The sequence below is a fragment of the Rhodoferax koreense genome (assembly GCF_001955695.1).
Lineage (GTDB): Bacteria > Pseudomonadota > Gammaproteobacteria > Burkholderiales > Burkholderiaceae_C > Rhodoferax_B > Rhodoferax_B koreensis.
Genome location: NZ_CP019236.1, coordinates 4,618,830 through 4,635,959, shown reverse-complemented (window position 1 = coordinate 4,635,959; position 17,130 = coordinate 4,618,830). Strand labels below are relative to the sequence as shown.

The 17,130-nt window shown below is 65.3% G+C and carries 17 protein-coding genes; 9 read left to right on the top strand and 8 right to left on the bottom strand.

Features of this window, described 5'->3' with window-relative positions; all coding sequences use genetic code 11:
* Positions 1-2: 2 nt before the first annotated feature.
* From RD110_RS21500 to RD110_RS21485, 4 genes are all read right to left on the bottom strand, one after another.
* Positions 3-2,243, bottom strand: a complete 2,241-nt coding sequence (locus RD110_RS21500; RefSeq protein WP_076201876.1) for a RelA/SpoT family protein — start codon at positions 2,241-2,243, stop codon at positions 3-5.
* Positions 2,244-2,373: 130 nt separating this feature from the next.
* On the bottom strand, positions 2,374-2,577 hold the full coding sequence (gene rpoZ / locus RD110_RS21495; RefSeq protein WP_076201875.1) for a DNA-directed RNA polymerase subunit omega: 204 nt from the start codon (positions 2,575-2,577) through the stop codon (positions 2,374-2,376).
* Between the two features lie 45 nt (positions 2,578-2,622).
* On the bottom strand, positions 2,623-3,243 hold the full coding sequence (gene gmk, locus RD110_RS21490; protein WP_076201874.1) for a guanylate kinase: 621 nt from the start codon (positions 3,241-3,243) through the stop codon (positions 2,623-2,625).
* A 36-nt stretch (positions 3,244-3,279) separates the two neighbouring features.
* A complete protein-coding gene (locus RD110_RS21485; RefSeq protein WP_076201873.1) occupies positions 3,280-4,197 on the bottom strand; it encodes a YicC/YloC family endoribonuclease in 918 nt (305 codons plus the stop codon).
* A 104-nt stretch (positions 4,198-4,301) separates the two neighbouring features.
* Between RD110_RS21485 and RD110_RS21480 the strand changes: the two genes are divergently transcribed.
* From RD110_RS21480 to hemW, 5 genes are all read left to right on the top strand, one after another.
* On the top strand, positions 4,302-5,315 hold the full coding sequence (locus RD110_RS21480) for a serine/threonine protein kinase (protein WP_076201872.1): 1,014 nt from the start codon (positions 4,302-4,304) through the stop codon (positions 5,313-5,315).
* Entirely contained in the window at positions 5,312-6,217 is a 906-nt protein-coding gene (locus RD110_RS21475) for a PP2C family protein-serine/threonine phosphatase (protein ID WP_076201870.1), read from the top strand. The genes RD110_RS21480 and RD110_RS21475 overlap by 4 nt, the downstream gene beginning before the upstream one ends.
* Positions 6,218-6,278: 61 nt before the next feature.
* The gene (gene rph / locus RD110_RS21470) at positions 6,279-7,007 is read left to right on the top strand and encodes a ribonuclease PH (protein WP_076205405.1); all 729 of its coding nucleotides are present in this window, start codon (positions 6,279-6,281) and stop codon (positions 7,005-7,007) included.
* A 45-nt stretch (positions 7,008-7,052) separates the two neighbouring features.
* Positions 7,053-7,652: an RdgB/HAM1 family non-canonical purine NTP pyrophosphatase gene (gene rdgB, locus RD110_RS21465; protein ID WP_076201868.1), complete on the top strand. Its 600-nt coding sequence runs from the start codon at positions 7,053-7,055 to the stop codon at positions 7,650-7,652.
* A 10-nt stretch (positions 7,653-7,662) separates the two neighbouring features.
* Positions 7,663-8,919, top strand: a complete 1,257-nt coding sequence (gene hemW, locus RD110_RS21460) for a radical SAM family heme chaperone HemW (RefSeq protein ID WP_076201867.1) — start codon at positions 7,663-7,665, stop codon at positions 8,917-8,919.
* On the opposite strand, the gene RD110_RS21455 is transcribed toward hemW, so the two are convergent.
* The gene (locus RD110_RS21455; protein WP_076201865.1) at positions 8,920-9,771 is read right to left on the bottom strand and encodes a SirB1 family protein; all 852 of its coding nucleotides are present in this window, start codon (positions 9,769-9,771) and stop codon (positions 8,920-8,922) included. It lies immediately after the preceding gene.
* Between the two features lie 58 nt (positions 9,772-9,829).
* Positions 9,830-11,395 (bottom strand): murein biosynthesis integral membrane protein MurJ, encoded by a 1,566-nt coding sequence (gene murJ / locus RD110_RS21450; protein ID WP_076205402.1) that lies wholly within the window; start codon positions 11,393-11,395, stop codon positions 9,830-9,832.
* A 118-nt stretch (positions 11,396-11,513) separates the two neighbouring features.
* Between murJ and rpsT the strand changes: the two genes are divergently transcribed.
* Positions 11,514-11,816, top strand: coding sequence for a 30S ribosomal protein S20 (gene rpsT / locus RD110_RS21445; protein ID WP_076201863.1), 303 nt, complete (start codon positions 11,514-11,516; stop codon positions 11,814-11,816).
* A 164-nt stretch (positions 11,817-11,980) separates the two neighbouring features.
* On the opposite strand, the gene RD110_RS21440 is transcribed toward rpsT, so the two are convergent.
* Positions 11,981-12,316, bottom strand: a complete 336-nt coding sequence (locus tag RD110_RS21440) for a DUF3579 domain-containing protein (protein WP_076201862.1) — start codon at positions 12,314-12,316, stop codon at positions 11,981-11,983.
* A 281-nt stretch (positions 12,317-12,597) separates the two neighbouring features.
* On the opposite strand from RD110_RS21440, the gene RD110_RS21435 reads away from it, so the two are divergent.
* The 3 genes from RD110_RS21435 to kynA all read left to right on the top strand — a co-directional run bounded on the left by RD110_RS21435 (position 12,598) and on the right by kynA (position 15,768).
* The gene (locus RD110_RS21435; RefSeq protein ID WP_076201860.1) at positions 12,598-13,836 is read left to right on the top strand and encodes an aspartate aminotransferase family protein; all 1,239 of its coding nucleotides are present in this window, start codon (positions 12,598-12,600) and stop codon (positions 13,834-13,836) included.
* A complete protein-coding gene (argF, locus tag RD110_RS21430; RefSeq protein ID WP_076201859.1) occupies positions 13,833-14,771 on the top strand; it encodes an ornithine carbamoyltransferase in 939 nt (312 codons plus the stop codon). The genes RD110_RS21435 and argF overlap by 4 nt, the downstream gene beginning before the upstream one ends.
* A gap of 118 nt (positions 14,772-14,889) precedes the next feature.
* The gene (gene kynA / locus RD110_RS21425) at positions 14,890-15,768 is read left to right on the top strand and encodes a tryptophan 2,3-dioxygenase (RefSeq protein ID WP_076201857.1); all 879 of its coding nucleotides are present in this window, start codon (positions 14,890-14,892) and stop codon (positions 15,766-15,768) included.
* Positions 15,769-15,825: 57 nt separating this feature from the next.
* Here kynA and RD110_RS21420 read toward each other — a convergent pair whose 3' ends face one another.
* A complete protein-coding gene (locus tag RD110_RS21420; RefSeq protein WP_076201856.1) occupies positions 15,826-17,058 on the bottom strand; it encodes an FAD-dependent monooxygenase in 1,233 nt (410 codons plus the stop codon).
* Between the last annotated feature and the right edge of the window lie 72 nt (positions 17,059-17,130).

Genomic DNA, 17,130 nt, shown 5'->3' with positions numbered 1-17,130 from the left:
CCTCAGGCGGCCGGCTTGGCGCGCACCGCTCGCAGGACGAGAGGCGTGCGCTTGAGTTGGCGCAATGCCAGTTCGAGCTGTGCCGTGTCGCGCACGGCGATCACGAAACGCAGGTCGCTCGCATTCTGTCCCTCGTCCTGGCCCATGTCGACATGGGTGATGTCGACTTCGGCCGAAGCGAGCGCCGCCGCCACGCGGGCGAGCACCCCTTTCCCATTGGTCACGGTGATGACCACGCCGGTCTCGAAGCTGCGTACCGGCTCGTCCGCCCAGTCCACCGAGATGAAGCGTTCGCTGTCCTTGTACTGCAGCCGCTTGGCCACGGCGCAGTCGTCGCAGTGCACCACCAGGCCCTCGCCACGGCCGAGGTAGCCGACGATGGCGTCGCCGGGAATCGGCCGGCAACAACGCGCGAACTGCACCGAGGTGTTCTCGCTGCCGTCCAGCACCACCGCGCCCTGCGACACGGTTTCGTGGGCCGTATAGCGTTCGCGGCTCAGCAGCAGCGCGTCGGGCTTCTCGCCGGTTTCGGTGAGCAGCACCATCAGCCGCTTGGCCACGATGCTGGCCACGCGCTTGCCCATGCTGATGTCGGTCAGCAGTTCCGCGCGGTTGCGGTTGCCGGTGAAGCGCAGCAGCTTGTCCCACATCGGCTGGTGCTCGCTGTCGACGTCGGGCAGTCGCTCCATGCCCTCGGCGCGCAAGGCCTGCGTCAGCAGTTTCTCGCCCAGGCTTTCCGAATCGGTGAGCGCCATGCTTTTCAGGTGATGGCGGATCTTGGAACGCGCGCGGCCGGTTCGCACGAAGCCGAGCCAGGCGGGGTTCGGCGCGGAAATGCTGGCGGTGATGACCTCGATCACATCGCCGTTCTTCAGCTCCGTGCGCAGCGGCACCTGTTCGCCGTTGATCTTGGCGGCCACGGTGCGGTCGCCCACGTTGCTGTGGATGGCATAGGCAAAATCGACCACGGTGGCGCCGCGCGGCATGGCCATGATCTGGCTCTTTGGCGTGAAGACGTAGACCGCGTCGGGGAACAGGTCGACCTTGACGTGGTCCCAGAATTCGGCCGCGTCGCGGGTTTCGTGCTGGATGTCGAGCAGCGACTGCAGCCACTTCGTGCCGAGCCGGTCGGCCATGGCCGATTCGCCCTCGTTGGCCTTGTACAGCCAGTGCGCGGCCACGCCGGATTCGGCCACCACGTGCATGGCTTCGGTGCGCATCTGGAATTCCACGTTCACCCCCGACGGCCCGACCAGCGTGGTGTGCAGCGACTGGTAGCCGTTGAGCTTGGCAATGGCGATGTGGTCCTTGAAGCGGCCTGGCACGGGCTTGTACATCTGGTGCAGCAGGCCGAGTGCGGTGTAGCAATCGACGACGCTGGGCACGATCACGCGAAAGCCGTAGATGTCGGTCACCTGGGCGAAGCTCAGGTGTTTGTCTTCCATCTTCTGGTAGATGGAATAAAGCGTCTTTTCGCGACCGGCAATGCGCACCTTCATGCCCGCATTCGCAAACACCGTCTCGACTTCCTGCTGCACTTTTTGCACCAGGTCGCGGCGGCGGCTGCGCGCCTTGGCCACGGCCTTGGCGAGGATGTTGTAGCGCCAGGGCCGCAGGTAGCGAAACGCCAGGTCCTGCAGTTCGCGGTAGGTCTGGTTCAGGCCGAGGCGGTGCGCGATCGGCGCGTAGATGTCCAGCGTCTCCGACGAGATGCGCGCCCACTTGTCGCGCGGCATGTCGCCCATGGTGCGCATGTTGTGCGTGCGGTCGGCGAGCTTGACGAGGATCACGCGCACGTCGCGCGCCATCGCCAGCAGCATCTTGCGGAAGGAATCCGCCTGGTTTTCCTCGCGCGTCGTGAAGTGCAGCTTGTCGAGCTTGGTCAGGCCGTCGACCATTTCCGCCACCGGCGCGCCGAAGCGCTCGATCAGCTCCGGCTTGGTCACGCCGCAGTCCTCGATCGTGTCGTGCAGCAGGGCCGCCATCAGCGCCTGGGCGTCGAGCTTCCAGGCGGCGCACTGCGCGGCCACCGCGATTGGGTGCGTGATGTAAGGCTGGCCGCTCTTGCGCAGCTGGCCGAGATGGGCCTCGTCGGCGAAGCGGTAGGCCTGGCGCACCTGCTCGATGCTGGCCGCATCGAGGTACTGCAGGCTTTCCACCAGCGCCGCGAAACTGGCCGCTGCCGCATTGGCCGCGGCGGGGCTGGGGAGTTGGCGTGTCTTCTTGCCACGCGCCGCAGGCATGGCGATATCGGAAGTTGTGGACGCGTCACTCATGGCTTGAATATAGCTTGGCTGCGCCGAAACCATTTTCGCCAACAAAAAAGCACCGACTCGCGGTGCTTCTTTTGAACGCTGGATGCGGGGACGGCGGTCAGCTCGGCACCTTCTTCAGCATTTCCAGGCCGACCTTGCCGGCGGCGATTTCGCGCAGCGCGGTGACCACGGGCTTGTTCTTGCTTTCGATCTTGGACGCATGGCCCTGGCTCAGCATGCGAGCGCGGTACGTGGCCGCCAGCACCAGCTGGAAGCGGTTGGGGATCTGTACGAGACAATCTTCGACGGTGATGCGGGCCATGAATTTCTCCGGAAAGCTAAAGGGTGCCAGGGCGGCCAGTGGAAACTAGCCGATGTTCAAGGATTTGAAGGTATCGCTTCGGGCGCGGCGCTGCGCCGAAAATTTGAGCCGTTGGGCGTGGACGATGGCTTTCAAGTCAAAAACCGCCCTGTCAAATAACTCGTTGATTATAACGAAGTCGAATTTCGAGGCCTGGGCCATCTCGACGGCGGCATTCTTCAGGCGCAGCTCGATGACTTCGGGTGAGTCCTCGCCGCGACGCTCCAGGCGCGAGCGCAATTCCTCCCAGCTCGGCGGCAGGATGAAGATCAGCACCGCGTTGGCAAAGATCTGCTTGATCTGGATGGCGCCCTGGAAGTCGATTTCCAGCACCACGTCGGCCCCCTGGGCGATGCGGTCCTCGATGGCTTTCTTCGAGGTACCGTAACGGTTGCCGTGCACTTCGGCCCACTCCAGAAAGGCACCGGCCTTCACCATGGCATCGAACTCTTCCTGCGAGGTGAAGAAGTATTCGCGGCCATGGTTTTCCTGTCCACGTGGCGCGCGGGTCGTGTGCGACACCGAGGGCTGCACTTTCGAGTCGAGCTCGAGCAAGGCCTTGACCAAGCTCGACTTGCCAGCGCCGCTCGGCGCGGCCACAACGATGAGATTTCCGGGGTAGTCCATGATGAAACAGCGCGTCACGCTATCAATAAAGTAGCGTCATTCTATATTTTGAACCTGCTCGCGCAGTTGCTCGATCAAGACTTTCATGTCCACCGAGATGCGTGTGAGCTCCAGCGCTGCCGATTTGGAGCCCATGGTGTTGGCCTCGCGGTGCAGTTCCTGGATCAGGAAGTCCAGCCGCTTGCCGATTTCACCACCCTTGGTGATGAGGCGCTGGATCTCGTCGAGGTGCGAGTTCAACCGGGTCAGTTCCTCAGCTACGTCGATGCGGATGGCGAACGCCGTGGCCTCGCTCAGGGCGCGCTCCTGCGCGGCCTCGGGCAGGGCCGTGCCCTCGGACAGCGCCATGGCTTCCTTCCAGCGCTCGACGAAACGCAGCCGCTGCTGTTCCACGAGTTGGGGCACCAGCGGCAGCGCCTGCTGCACGAGCGCGCGCAGCTGCGTCACATGGCCGCTGAGCATGGTGGCCAGGCGGCCGCCCTCACGTTGGCGCGCCTGCATCAATTCCTTGAGGGCCTTTTCGGCCAATGGCAGCACGGCGTCGGCCCAGTCCTGCGCGGGCGTCTGTTCACTGGCGGAGAGGCGGATCACGTCGGCCACGCTCAGCGGCACGGCGCTGGGCAGCCAGGCGCGCACGGAATCCTGGACCGAATTCAGACGCTGCAGCAGTTTGACCGAAGGCTCGGGCAGGGCGCCGGAGCCGGTTTGTTCGACCGCGGCACGGACCTCGACCTTGCCGCGCTTGAGCTTGGTCTGCAGCAGGTCGCGCAGGGCTGGCTCGAAACTGCGCATTTCGTCGGGCAGGCGGAAGGAAAGGTCCAGGAACCGGCTGTTGACCGACCGGATCTCCAGGCCCAGACGCCGCGCCGGGGCTTGCCTGGCGTCGGTTTCCGGGCTGTTGGGGGCTGTGCTGTGCTGCGCACTGGCATAGCCAGTCATGCTGTAAACTGGCATTCTTAAGACCTGATGGTTACGGTTGCCCGGAGAATAACCGGAATAATTGAAATAATTGGAATCATCGGGTGACGGCCGCGGCGCGATTCTCCCCATCCAAAATTATGTCAAAGATCAAACCGGCCACATTGCCGCCTGGCACAGTCATTGGCGGTTATCGCGTCGTCCGCAGGCTGTCCTCGGGTGGCTTCGGCGTGGTCTATCTGGCGCTCGATGTTGAGGGTGTGCAGGTCGCCGTCAAGGAATACCTGCCAACGTCGCTGGCCACACGCGCCGCCGGTGAGCTCCTGCCCCAGGTGCCGCCCGAAAAGCTCTCCCTGTACCGTCTCGGGCTCAAGAGTTTCTTCGAGGAAGGCCGTTCGCTCGCGCAGATTTCCCATCCCTCGGTGGTGAGCGTGCTCAACTTCTTCCGCGAGAACGAGACCGTCTACATGGTGATGAACTACCTGGAGGGCGCGACCCTGCAGGATTTCATCATCACCTCGCGCGACCTGCGCAAGCAGAAGGTGTTCCGCGAGTCCACCATCCGCTCGCTGTTCGACGAGATCCTGCGCGGGCTGCGCATCGTGCACCAGCACAAGATGCTGCACCTGGACATCAAGCCGGCCAACATCTTCATCACCGACGACAACAAGGCCGTGCTGATCGACTTCGGCGCCGCGCGCGAGGTGTTGAACAAGGAAGGCAACTTCATCCGCCCGATGTACACGCCCGGCTTCGCCGCGCCCGAGATGTACCGGCGCGACGCGACCATGGGCCCCTGGACCGACATCTACGCCATCGGCGCCTGCATCTACGCCTGCATGCAGGGTTATCCGCCAAACGAGGCGCCGCAGCGGCTCGAGAAGGACCGCCTGTCGCTGGCGTTGTCGCGGCTGCGCGGCGTGTATTCGGACAACCTCATCGAGGTCGTCGAATGGTGCATGTCGATCGACCCGCTGTCACGTCCGCAGTCGGTGTTCGCGCTGCAGAAGGAGCTCAGCCGCGAGGGCGAGCGCCGCTACACCAAGCTGTCGGTCGGCGAGAAGATCCGCCTGCAGTTCGACACCCTGGTGTCCGACGGCAAGAAGAACAGCAACGTGCGCGACGTCACCAGCCTCGGCTCGCAGTTCAAGTGAAGTTTTCGGTCTTCCAGGTCAGCCGCAAGGGTGGCCGCCAGAAAAACGAAGACCGCATGGGGTATTGCTACACCCGGCAGTCGGGGCTGTTCCTGCTGGCCGACGGCATGGGAGGCCATCCGCAGGGCGAAGTGGCGGCGCAGATCGCGCTGCAGGCCATGACGGGCCTCTACCAGAAGCGCGCGCGGCCGTTGCTCGGCGACGTGCCCGATTTCCTGAACGATGCCGTGCTGGCCGCGCACCATCAGATCCTGCGCCATGCGAGCGAGCGCGGCATGCTGGACACGCCGCGCACCACCATCGTCGGCGCGGTGATCCAGCGCGGTACGGCCACCTGGGCGCATTGCGGCGACTCGCGCCTGTACATCCTGCGCGACGGCAAGCTGCTCACGCGCACCCGTGACCATTCCTACCTCGAACAGGGCGAGGACCACAACCTCACCCGGCCCGACGGCGTGAGCCGCCATGTGCTGTTCACCTGCCTGGGGTCGCCGACGCGGCCATTGTTCGACGTGAGCGGCCCGGTCAAGCTACGCACCGGCGACAAGCTCCTGCTGTGCTCCGACGGCCTGTGGGGCAGCCTGCAGGAAGGGGACATCGTCGACCAGCTCGGCGCGGCGCCGGTGTCCCAGGCGATTCCCGAACTCGTGGAGATGGCGCTGCGCAACGGCGGCAGCCACGGCGACAACGTGACCGCGATGGCGATCGAATGGGAAACGCCGGATTTGCAGGAACTGATGCGCGGCATTTCCACTGATTCGATCACCGACGGCGAATTCGCCTCGACCATCCAGTCGTCCAACGCCGATGTGCAGGTTGACGACCTCGACGATGCGGCGATCGAACGCTCCATCGCCGAGATCAATGCAGCCATCCAACGTTCTGCACAGCGCAAGCCGTGACGCAGCGGCCGCGCTCGACGCGCGCCGCCTTTCCCCTTCAACTCTCTGAATGCCGACCTCCATGACTGAATTCACCCGAACCGCCGGCCGCGCCGCCCATGACATGCGCCCCGTGCGCATCACGCGCCGCTACACCATGCATGCCGAGGGCTCGGTGCTGATCGAGTTCGGCAACACCAAGGTGCTGTGCACGGCCTCGGTCGAAGAAAAGGTGCCGGGCCACAAGAAGGGCAGCGGCGAGGGCTGGGTCACGGCCGAATACGGCATGCTGCCGCGCGCCACCCACACGCGCAGCGACCGCGAAGCCGCGCGCGGCAAGCAGAGCGGACGCACCCAGGAGATCCAGCGCCTCATCGGCCGCTCGATGCGCGCCGTGTTCGACCTGAAGAAATTGGGCGAGCGCACCATCCACCTCGACTGCGACGTCCTGCAGGCCGATGGCGGCACCCGCACGGCCAGCATCACCGGTGCCTTCGTCGCCGCGCAGGATGCGGTGGACACCTTGCTGGCGGCCGGCAAGCTCAAGGCCAGCCCGATCACCGGCAGCGTGGCCGCGATTTCCGTGGGGCTTCTGCAGGGCACGCCGCTGCTCGACCTCGAATACACCGAAGATTCGGCCTGCGACACCGACATGAACGTGGTGATGACCGGCGCCGGCCATTTCGTCGAAGTGCAGGGCACGGCCGAAGGCGTGGCGTTCTCGCGCGCCGAGATGAACGCGCTGCTCGAATTGGCCGAAAAAGGCATCACCGAACTCATCGCACTGCAGCAGCAGGCGCTATCGAATTGATATCAACCTACGCTGAACTGGATTGGGCCTGAGGCCATTTTGACGATGAAACTGGTATTGGCATCCAACAACCGCGGCAAACTCGCCGAGCTGCAGGCCATGTTCGCGCCGCTCGGCGTGGAATTGATGCGCCAAGCCGATCTCGGCGTGGGCGAGGCCGAGGAGCCGCACCGCACCTTCGTGGAGAACGCCCTGGCCAAGGCCCGCTTCGCCGCCGCACACACCGGCCTGCCCGCGCTGGCCGACGACGCCGGCCTGTGTGTCGATGCCTTCGGCGGCCTGCCGGGCGTGGACACGGCCTATTACGCGACGCAGTTCGGCCTGGAAAAAGGTGACGACAACAACGTGCGCGCGCTGCTCGAGCAGATGCAGGCCGTGGACAACCGCCGCGCCGCGCTGGTCAGCACCCTCGTGGCCGTGCGCAGCCCGCAGGACCCGGAGCCGCTGATCGCGGTGGGCCGCGTCGTCGGCGAGATCGCGCGCGAACGCCGTGGCACGAACGGCTTCGGTTTCGACCCGGTGATGTTCATCCCCGAATTCGGCCAGACCTTCGCCGAGTTGCCGGTGGAGGTGAAGAACGCCAACAGCCATCGGGGCCGCGCGGCGCAGCAGATGTTGACGCTGATCCGCGATCGCTGGCTTTGAACGAGTTGCCATGACCGCCGACATCCAGCATTACCTGCGCCCCGGCTTGCTGCAGCTCGAATCGCTGCCGCCGTTGTCGCTTTACGTGCACCTGCCGTGGTGCCTGAAGAAATGCCCCTACTGCGACTTCAATTCGCACGAAATCCGGGGCGAGAACGTGGTGCGCTGGGCCACGGCTGGCGCGCCGGAACCCGAAGCCGTTCCATCTGCGTTGGCCGGCCCGCCGGAGCAGCGCTATATCGACGCGCTGATGGCCGACCTGGAGGCGGCGCTGCCGCTGGTCTGGGGCCGCACGGTGCACAGCATCTTCATCGGCGGCGGCACGCCGAGCCTGTTTTCGCCGGCCGCCATCGACCGGCTGATCAGCGACATCCGCGCGCGGCTGCGGCTCGAGGCCGAGTGCGAGATCACGCTCGAAGCCAACCCCGGCACTTTCGAGAAGGACCGCTTCCGCGCGTACCGCGGCGCGGGTGTGACGCGGCTGTCCGTCGGTGTGCAGAGCTTCAACGACCAGCACTTGAAGGCCATCGGCCGCGTGCACGACAGCGCCCAGGCGCTGGCCGCCGTGGAAGAGGCGGCTTCCGCCTTCGAGACCTTCAATCTGGACCTGATGTATGCGCTGCCGGGCCAGACCATGGCCGAGCTCGACCAAGACCTGACGACCGCGCTCGCGCTGAAGCCGCCCCACATCTCGATCTACCACCTGACGATCGAGCCGAACACCTATTTCGCCAAGTTCCCGCCGCGCCTGCCCGAGGACGACAAGGCCTATGCCATGCTCGACCGCATCACCGAACGCACCGGCGCGGCGGGCATGAATCGCTATGAGGTTTCGGCTTATGCGCAGCCGGGCCATGGTTGTTACCACAACACCAACTACTGGCAGTTCGGCGACTACCTCGGCATCGGCGCGGGTGCGCACAGCAAGCTCAGTTTCGCGCACCGGATCGTGCGCCAGGTGCGGTTCCGCGAGCCAAACTCGTACATGCAGAACGCGCTGGCCGGCAACGCCGTTGCACAGGACAACGAGGTGGCGCGCGCCGATCTGCCGTTCGAGTACATGCTCAATGCACTGCGCCTGCGCGACGGTTTCGAACTGCAGCAGTTCAGCCAGCGCACCGGCCTGGCGATCACCGCGATCCAGAAGGGGCTGGATGCGGCGGAGCGCAAGGGCCTGATCAGCCGAGACTTCGTGCGCGTGCGGCCGACCGAACGCGGCTTCGACTTCCTGAGCGACCTGCAGGAACTGTTTCTCGCCGACGGCTGATCAGTTCAGCGCGCGGCGCAACGCGGCCACGCGTTCGCTGATGGCCTCGGTGTCCAGGGCTTCCTCGCCGCAGTCGAGGTATTTCTCCAGGTCGGCCACGGCCTGCGGGGTGTTGCCGGCTTCGGCGTGCGCCAGCCCACGGTCGCGGAATTCGGACCAGGCCTCGGGCAGCAGCACCACCAGGCGGTTCTGCACCGCCACCAGCCGCAGCCAGTCCTGCTGGGTCTTGTAGATTTCCTTGAGGTTGCGCAGCATGCGCGCCACGATGTCGCGCGACGGGGCCGACTGCAGGTACAGGCCCATCGGCACTTCGAACTCGTCGATCAGGCCGCTGCGGCGCTTGAACGGGTCGAGCCGCTCCGACAATTCCTCGCGGCTGAGCGACTGGCCGTTCAGCGGGTCCATCACCACCTGGCCCTTGGGCAGGTTCACCTTGATCATGAAGTGGCCGGGGAAGCTCACGCCGCGCGCGTGCAGGCCCAGGCCCTGGGCCAGTTCGAGCCAGACCACGGCGAGCGAGATCGGGATGCCGCGGCGCGTGCGCAGCACGGCGTTGAGGTAGCTGTTGTCGGGGTCGTAGTAGTCGTTGGCGTTGCCGCCGAAGCCCAGGTCGCGGTAGTAGAACTGGTTCAGACCGCGCAGACGCTGCAGCGGCGCGGCGTCGGGCGGCAGGCGGCGCTTGAGGCGGGCCAGCAGCTGATCGACGTCGCCGAGCACCTGCTGCACGTCGAGGTCGGGGTATTCGTCCTGGGCCAGGCTGGCCACGGTTTCAAGCAGCGGGAAATGCTCGTCGTTCTCGACCAGCAAAGTGAAGTATTCGAGGGGAGAGGGGGCCTGAAAACTGAGCTGCATAAATTCTCTTCGATGAAACACTGTAGCAGCGTCGCCGCGTTTTCGGCGCCGTTTTGCATCAATGCCTGAGCAATTTCCGCAGCTTCACGCCGGCGGCCATGATTGCTATGAAATAGGTAGCTGCTGCCGCTGACAAAATCAGGGCTAGAAGCCCTGCGCGCTTCAGACTCTGGCCTTGCAGCTGGGTCCACGGCACCTGGTTGGCGGCCCACATCAGGAAGATCGCCATCAACGCGCTGCCCGCGATCACCTGCAGCAGGTAGACCCACCAGCCGGGCGCGGGCTTGTAGCTGCCACGCTTGAGCAATCCGATCAGCAGCCACGTGGCGTTCACCAGGGCGCCCAGGCCCACCGACAGCGTCAGCGCCGCATGCTGGAAGACCGGCACGAGCAACAGGTTGAGCAACTGGGTGATGACCAGCACCGCCACGGCGATCAGCGCCGGCGTGCGCATGTTGTGGCTGGCGTAGTAGCCCGGCGCGAGCACCTTGATGGCGACGATGCCGACCAGGCCCACGCCCCAGCCCATCAACGCATAGGCGGTCTGCGCCACGTCGTATTCGCCGAATTTGCCGTAGTGGAAGATCACCGCCACCATCGGCTGCGCGAAGGTGAGCAGCGCCACCGAACATGGGATGGCCAGCAGCACCACCAGGCGCAGGCCCCAGTCGAGCATGGCCGAATACTGCAGCGGGTCGTTGGCCGCCTTGGCGCCGGCGAGCTGCGGCATCAGCACCACGCCGAGCGCCACACCGAGCAGGGCGGTGGGGAATTCCATAAGCCGGTCGGCACCGCTGATCCAGCTCACGCTGCCCGGCGCCAGGCGCGAGGCGATCTGGGTGTTGATGAAGATCGAGATCTGCGCCACGCCCACGCCGAGCAGCGCCGGCAGCATGAGTTTGGCCACGTTCTGCGTGGCCGGATCGCGCCACGCGGTGCGCAATGCCGACCAGCTCGCGCCGATTTTCGGAAACAGGCCGAGCCGGCGCAGCGCCGGTACCTGCACCGCGAGCTGCAGCACGCCGCCGAGCATCACGCCGAGCGCCTGGGCATAGATCGGCTCGATGCCGTGCGCGCGGAACCACGGCGTGCCCCACAGGGTGGCGGCGATCATGGCGATGTTGAGCAGCACCGGCGTGGCCGCGGGCACGGCGAACACGCGCCAGGTGTTGAGGATGCCCGAGGCCATCGACACCAGCGAGATGAACAGGATGTAGGGGAACATCCAGCGCGTCATCGTCACCGCCACCTCGTACGCGGCCGGCTCCTGCTGCAGGCCACCGGCCATGCCCCAGACCAGCAGCGGCGCGCCGATGACACCGATCACGCTGGTGAGCAGCAGCACCCAGGTGAGCACGGTGGCCACGCTGTCGATGAGTTGCTTGGTGGGCTCGAGGCCGTGCTTGGTCTTGCTCGCGGCCAGCACGGGCACGAAGGCCTGGCTGAACGCCCCTTCGCCGAACAGGCGGCGGAACAGGTTGGGAATGCGGAACGCGACGTAGAAGGCGTCGGTCAAGGCATTGGCGCCGAAGGTGGCGGCGAACAGCTGGTCACGGATCAGGCCCGCTACGCGGGAGGCCAGGGTCAACAGGGAGATGGTGGAGGCGGATTTGAGAAGACTCACGCGGCCGAGTGTAGCCCGCCGCCTCGGCGCGCCAGGCGGCAGGCGCACGGGGCCGGGCCGGCTGCTATAATCGCGGGCTTTGCTGCGCATCATCCCCTAACCCCAAGGAATACTGAATATGGCAACCAAGCCCAAGAAAAAGAACCCGCGCCTGGCGTCGGGCCGTAAACGCGTCCGCCAGGACGTCAAGATCAACGCCGCGAACACCTCGCTGCGTTCCAAATACCGTACCGCCGTGAAGAACGTCGAAAAGGCCGTTCTCGCTGGCGACAAGACCAAGGCGACCGAACTGTTCGCCAAGATGCAAGCTGTGGTCGACACCGTCGCCGACAAGGGCATCTTCCACAAGAACAAGGCCGCTCGCGACAAGAGCCGCCTTTCCACCAAGGTGAAGGCTCTGGCCGTCACCGCAGCCGCTTAATCATTTAAGCCCGAACTGCACAAATAGCCCGGACTGTTCGCGGTCCGCCGTTGTGTGGGGTGCGCTGCCAGCAAAAGCTTAAAAACCGCCTTCGGGCGGTTTTTTCGTACCTGCCACCTTCGGGTGGTTTTTTTGTGTCAGCGTGATCTTGACGGGAGTGCCGTTCAGCCAGGCTTGCGCGGGGTGAGGGTGGCGGGATCCGGCACCAGGCAGGCCTCGGCGACCTGCAGGCCGTTGTCGCGCGCGAAGTTCATCGCGAAGTCCCAGGCCATGACGTCGTAGTCGCGCAGCTCGCTGTTCACGATCACAACCTTCACGCCGTTGATGGAGGTGGGCACGCACCACGGCGAGTAGCTGAGGTGGTCACCGGGTTGCGGCCCGCCCGGGCGGAACGAACTCAATACGCCGGCCAGGCGTTCGGCCCAGTCGCTGGGACGGAAGGTTCGGCCGTCCTTGGTGATGCCCTGGATGAAAACTTCTTTGGGTAAGTTGGAGGCCATCTGTTGGATTGATTGAGGCGCGTTGGCTCCGATGTTGGGCCGGAATCAGGGTCGCTGCAAGCGCGCCAGCGATTGGGAAGCGTCTCCGCCTGGGGTGTTGTTGCAACGCAGCACGATTTTATCTGAACCTCATGGGCATCAAATGAACCCGCACACATTGCAGTGATGCGGAATTGTCAAAAAAGCAAGCAATCTCTGCGCCTAGAATTGGCTTTCAGCGGCCCAACGCAAGACCAGACCGGCGCTGAATTTTTGTCATCTGCCACGTTTTGGAGAACTGCATGCCCGCTTCCGTCGAGACTTCCGTCCCGTCCGTTCCATCGTCCCCCCACACCATGAACACCTACGGCCGCCTGCCGATCGCGCTGTCGCACGGTCAGGGCGTGCGCGTCTGGGACACGAACGGCAAGTCCTACCTCGACGGGCTCGGTGGCATCGCGGTCAACACCGTGGGCCACAACCATCCCAAATTGGTGCCGGCGCTGCAGGACCAGATCGCCAAGATCATCCACAGTTCCAACTACTACCATGTGCCCAACCAGGAGAAGCTGGCCGCCAAGCTGGTCGATCTGGCCGGTTTCAGCGACAACGGCGGCAAGGTCTTCTTCTGCTGCACGGGGCTGGAGGCCAACGAGGCGGCGATCAAGCTCGCGCGCAAGTTCGGCCATGACAAGGGCATCGAGCGGCCCGAGATCGTGGTCTACGAAAAAGCCTTCCATGGCCGCAGCATCGCCACCCTCAGTGCCACCGGCAACGAGAAGGTGCAGAAGGGCTTCGGCCCGCTGGTCGAGGGTTTCATCCGCGTGCCGCTCAACGACATCGACGCACTCAAGAAGGCGACCGAGGGCAATCCGAACGTGGTGGCCGTGTTCTTCGAGACCATCCAGGGCGAGGGCGGCATCAACGCCATGCGCATCGACTACCTGCAGCAGCTGCGCAAGCTCTGCGACGAGCGCGACTGGCTGATGATGATCGACGAGGTGCAATGCGGCATGGGCCGCACCGGCAAGTGGTTCGCGCACCAGTGGGCCGGCATCCAGCCCGACGTGATGCCGCTGGCCAAGGGCCTGGGCTCGGGCGTGCCGATCGGCGCCGTGGTGGCCGGCCCCAAGGCCGCCGACATCTTCCAGCCCGGCAACCATGGCACGACCTTCGGCGGCAATCCGCTGGCCATGCGCGCCGGCGTCGAGACCATCCGCATCATCGAGGAAGAAGGCCTGCTGGAGAACGCGGCCAAGGTCGGGGCGCATCTGAAGGAGGCATTTGGCGAACAGCTCGCGGGTCTGAAGGGCGTGAAGGAGATCCGCGGCCAGGGCTTGATGCTCGGCATCGAGCTCGACCGCCCGTGTGGCGTGCTGGTCCAGCGTGCGGCCGAACAGGGTCTGTTGATGAGCGTGACGGCCGACAGCGTGATCCGCCTGGTGCCGCCGCTGATCCTCACCGAGGCCGAGGCCGACGAGATCGTGGCCATCGTCTGCCCGCTGATCCAGCAGTTTCTCGCCGAGCCGGTGGCGCCATGACCGCCATCGCCACCGTAAAGCCGATCCGGCACTACCTGCAGTTCAACGACTTCAGCGCCGAGGAGTACGCCTATGTGTTCGAGCGTGCGGCCTTCATCAAGAAGAAGTTCAAGACGTACGAGACCCACCATTCGCTGGTGGACCGCACGCTGGCGATGATCTTCGAGAAGGCCTCGACCCGCACGCGCGTGAGCTTCGAGGCCGGCATGTACCAGCTCGGCGGCTCGGTCGTGCACCTGACCACCGGCGACAGCCAGCTCGGCCGCGCCGAGCCGATCGAGGACAGCGCCAAGGTCATCAGCCGCATGGTCGACCTGGTGATGATCCGCACCTTCGGGCAGGACAAGATCGAACGCTTCGCCGAGCACTCGCGCGTGCCGGTCATCAACGGCCTGACGAATGAGTTCCACCCCTGCCAGATCCTGGCCGACATCTTCACCTACATCGAGCACCGCGGCTCGATCCAGGGCAAGGTCGTGGCCTGGGTCGGCGACGGCAACAATATGGCCAACACCTGGCTGCAGGCGTCCGAAATCCTCGGCTTCAAGGTGCACCTCAGCACGCCGAGCGGCTACGAGGTCGACCAGTCGATCGCCGGCATCCGTTCGGCCGACAGCTACCAGGTGTTCAAGGACCCGATGCAGGCCTGCGCCGGGGCCGACCTGGTGACCACCGACGTCTGGACCAGCATGGGTTACGAGGCGGAAAACGAGGCGCGCAAGAAGGCTTTCGCCGACTGGTGCGTGGATGCGGAGATGATGCGCGCGGCCAAGCCGGACGCGTTGTTCATGCACTGCCTGCCTGCGCACCGCGGCGAAGAGGTCGAGGCCGAGGTCATCGACGGGCCGCAGTCCGTCGTGTGGGACGAGGCCGAGAACCGCATGCACGTGCAGAAGGCGCTCATGGAGTATTTGCTGCTCGGCCGCGTCGCCTGACCCGCAAGATGCTTTAGGGTTGAAGTATTTATGGGGTGTTGGAATTAACCGACACCACGGGTTTTGAGCGAGGTGCAAACTTTGGCCGATCAGCCCATACCGCCCCGCGAGGAAACCCATGTGCCCCCACGCCCCATCGACCACGCCGTCAACCACTTCCACCAGCCCTGAAAACATCGTCATCGAAGAGAAGGCTCAGCTCGACTTCAGCCAGTCGATGAGTTATGGCGATTACCTGCAGCTCGACGCCATCCTCGGCGCGCAGAAGCCGCGTTCGCCGGCGCACGACGAGATGCTGTTCATCGTGCAGCACCAGACCAGCGAACTCTGGATGAAGCTCATGCTGCATGAACTGCACGGCGCCATTGCGCGCGTGGCTTCGGATGACCTGAACCCGGCGTTCAAGATGCTCGCCCGCGTGAGCAAGATCATGGAGCAACTGGTGCATTCCTGGGACGTGCTCGCCACCATGACGCCGCCCGAATACAGCGCGATGCGGCCCTACCTCGGCAGCTCCAGCGGCTTCCAGAGTTACCAGTACCGGAGCATCGAATTCGCGCTCGGCAACAAGAACGCCGCCATGCTCAAGCCGCACGAACACCGTGCCGATCTGCTCGCGCTGGTCGAGCGGGCTTTTGTGGCGCCTTCGCTCTACGACGAGTCGCTGCGCCTGCTTGCGCGGCGTGGCCTGCCGGTGCCGCAGAGCCACACGTCGCGTGATTTCTCGAAGCCTTACGAAGCCAGCGATGACGTCGAGCAGGCCTGGCTCATGGTGTACCGCGATCCACAGCGGTATTGGGACCTGTACCAGCTCGGCGAGGAACTGATCGACCTGGAGGACGCGTTCCGCCTCTGGCGTTTTCGCCACGTGACCACGGTGGAACGTGTGATCGGCTTCAAGCGCGGCACGGGTGGTACCGGCGGTGTGAGCTACCTGCGCAAGATGCTCGACGTGGTGCTGTTTCCCGAGATCTGGAAACTGCGCACCGATTTATGACAAATCATGCGCTGACGCAGATGCAGCATGCGTAGATAGCTTCCAAATCGATAGCATTCAGCGCGCGCCGTACAACCACGGCATGTCGAGCAGCCGCTCGCCCAGCACGCCCATGGCCGTGTTGCGCGCCCAGCGCAGCGGCCCGGTGGCATGGAAGATGCGGCCGTTGCGCTCGGCGCGGGCCTGGACCCGCGCGTTGCGCTGCCAGCGGTTCAGCGCATAGTGGCCGAGCGCGGCGGGCACGCCGATGGTCGGATCGGTGGCGAGCCTGAGGGCGCGTCCGAGTTCGGCCGCATCCTCGATGGCCATGCCGGCGCCCTGCGCGAGGTAGGGCCGCATCGGATGCGCGGCGTCGCCAAGCAGCGCGACACGGCCACGCGCGTGCTGGTGCGGGCCTCGCATGGGCGGGCGATCGCAAAGCAGCCACAGCCGCCATTGCGGAACGGCCCGCACCACGCCTTGCAGCGCCGCACAGGCATTGGACAGAAGCGCCTGCAGCTCGGCCGCGTTGCCGCTGTGGTCCCAATGGTCGAGCCGGTCGGGCGTGAGGTTCTGCACCGGACCCGGCAGACGCGTCTGCGCGATGGCCACGATGTTGAGCCAGTCGCCACCGCGCACCGGATATTGCACGACGTGCAGCCGCGGGCTCAGCCACACGGTGACCTGCTGGCTGCGCAGCGCGGCCGGCAGGCTGTCCTGCCGCACCAGTGCGCGGTAGGCCAGGTGCCCGGAGACGCGCGGCAGACCGTCGCCGAGCAACCATTGCCGCACCGGACTCCACAGGCCGTCGGCGCCGATCAGCACATCGCCCTCGATGTCCGGCGGCGCGGCGTCGAGTGCGGCTGGGCTGGGCGCGGCGCGGACGCATACCGTGTCCGCGGTCTGGGTGAAATGAGCCAGGCTCTGGTTGAGGTTCAGGGCCACGTCAGCCTCGCCCCGCACGGCGGCGTAAAGCACGCCGTGCAGGTCGGCCCGGTGCACGGTGGCATAGGGGGCGCCGTAGCGGTCGATCATGTGCTGCCCGAGCCGCAAGGCACCGAGTTCACGGCCCGTGCCGGCGTCGCAGACCTGGAGCCGTTTCGGGAAAGCCGCGGCCTGGGCGAGGGCGGCCTGCAGGCCCCAGTCGTGCAGCAGCCTGGTCACGTTGGGGCCAAGTTGTACGCCGGCGCCGACTTCGCTGAACACCGCCGCGCGTTCGAACAGGCGCACCTCCCAGCCCGCGCGGCGACAGGCCAGCGCCGCGGCCATGCCACCGATGCCTCCTCCTGCGATCAACGCCTGCTTGCTCATGGGCGCAATTCTGCCGCGCTTTACATTCGATGCGGCGGCGAGTCCCTGGAGCGCTCGCGCCGCGCGACAGCA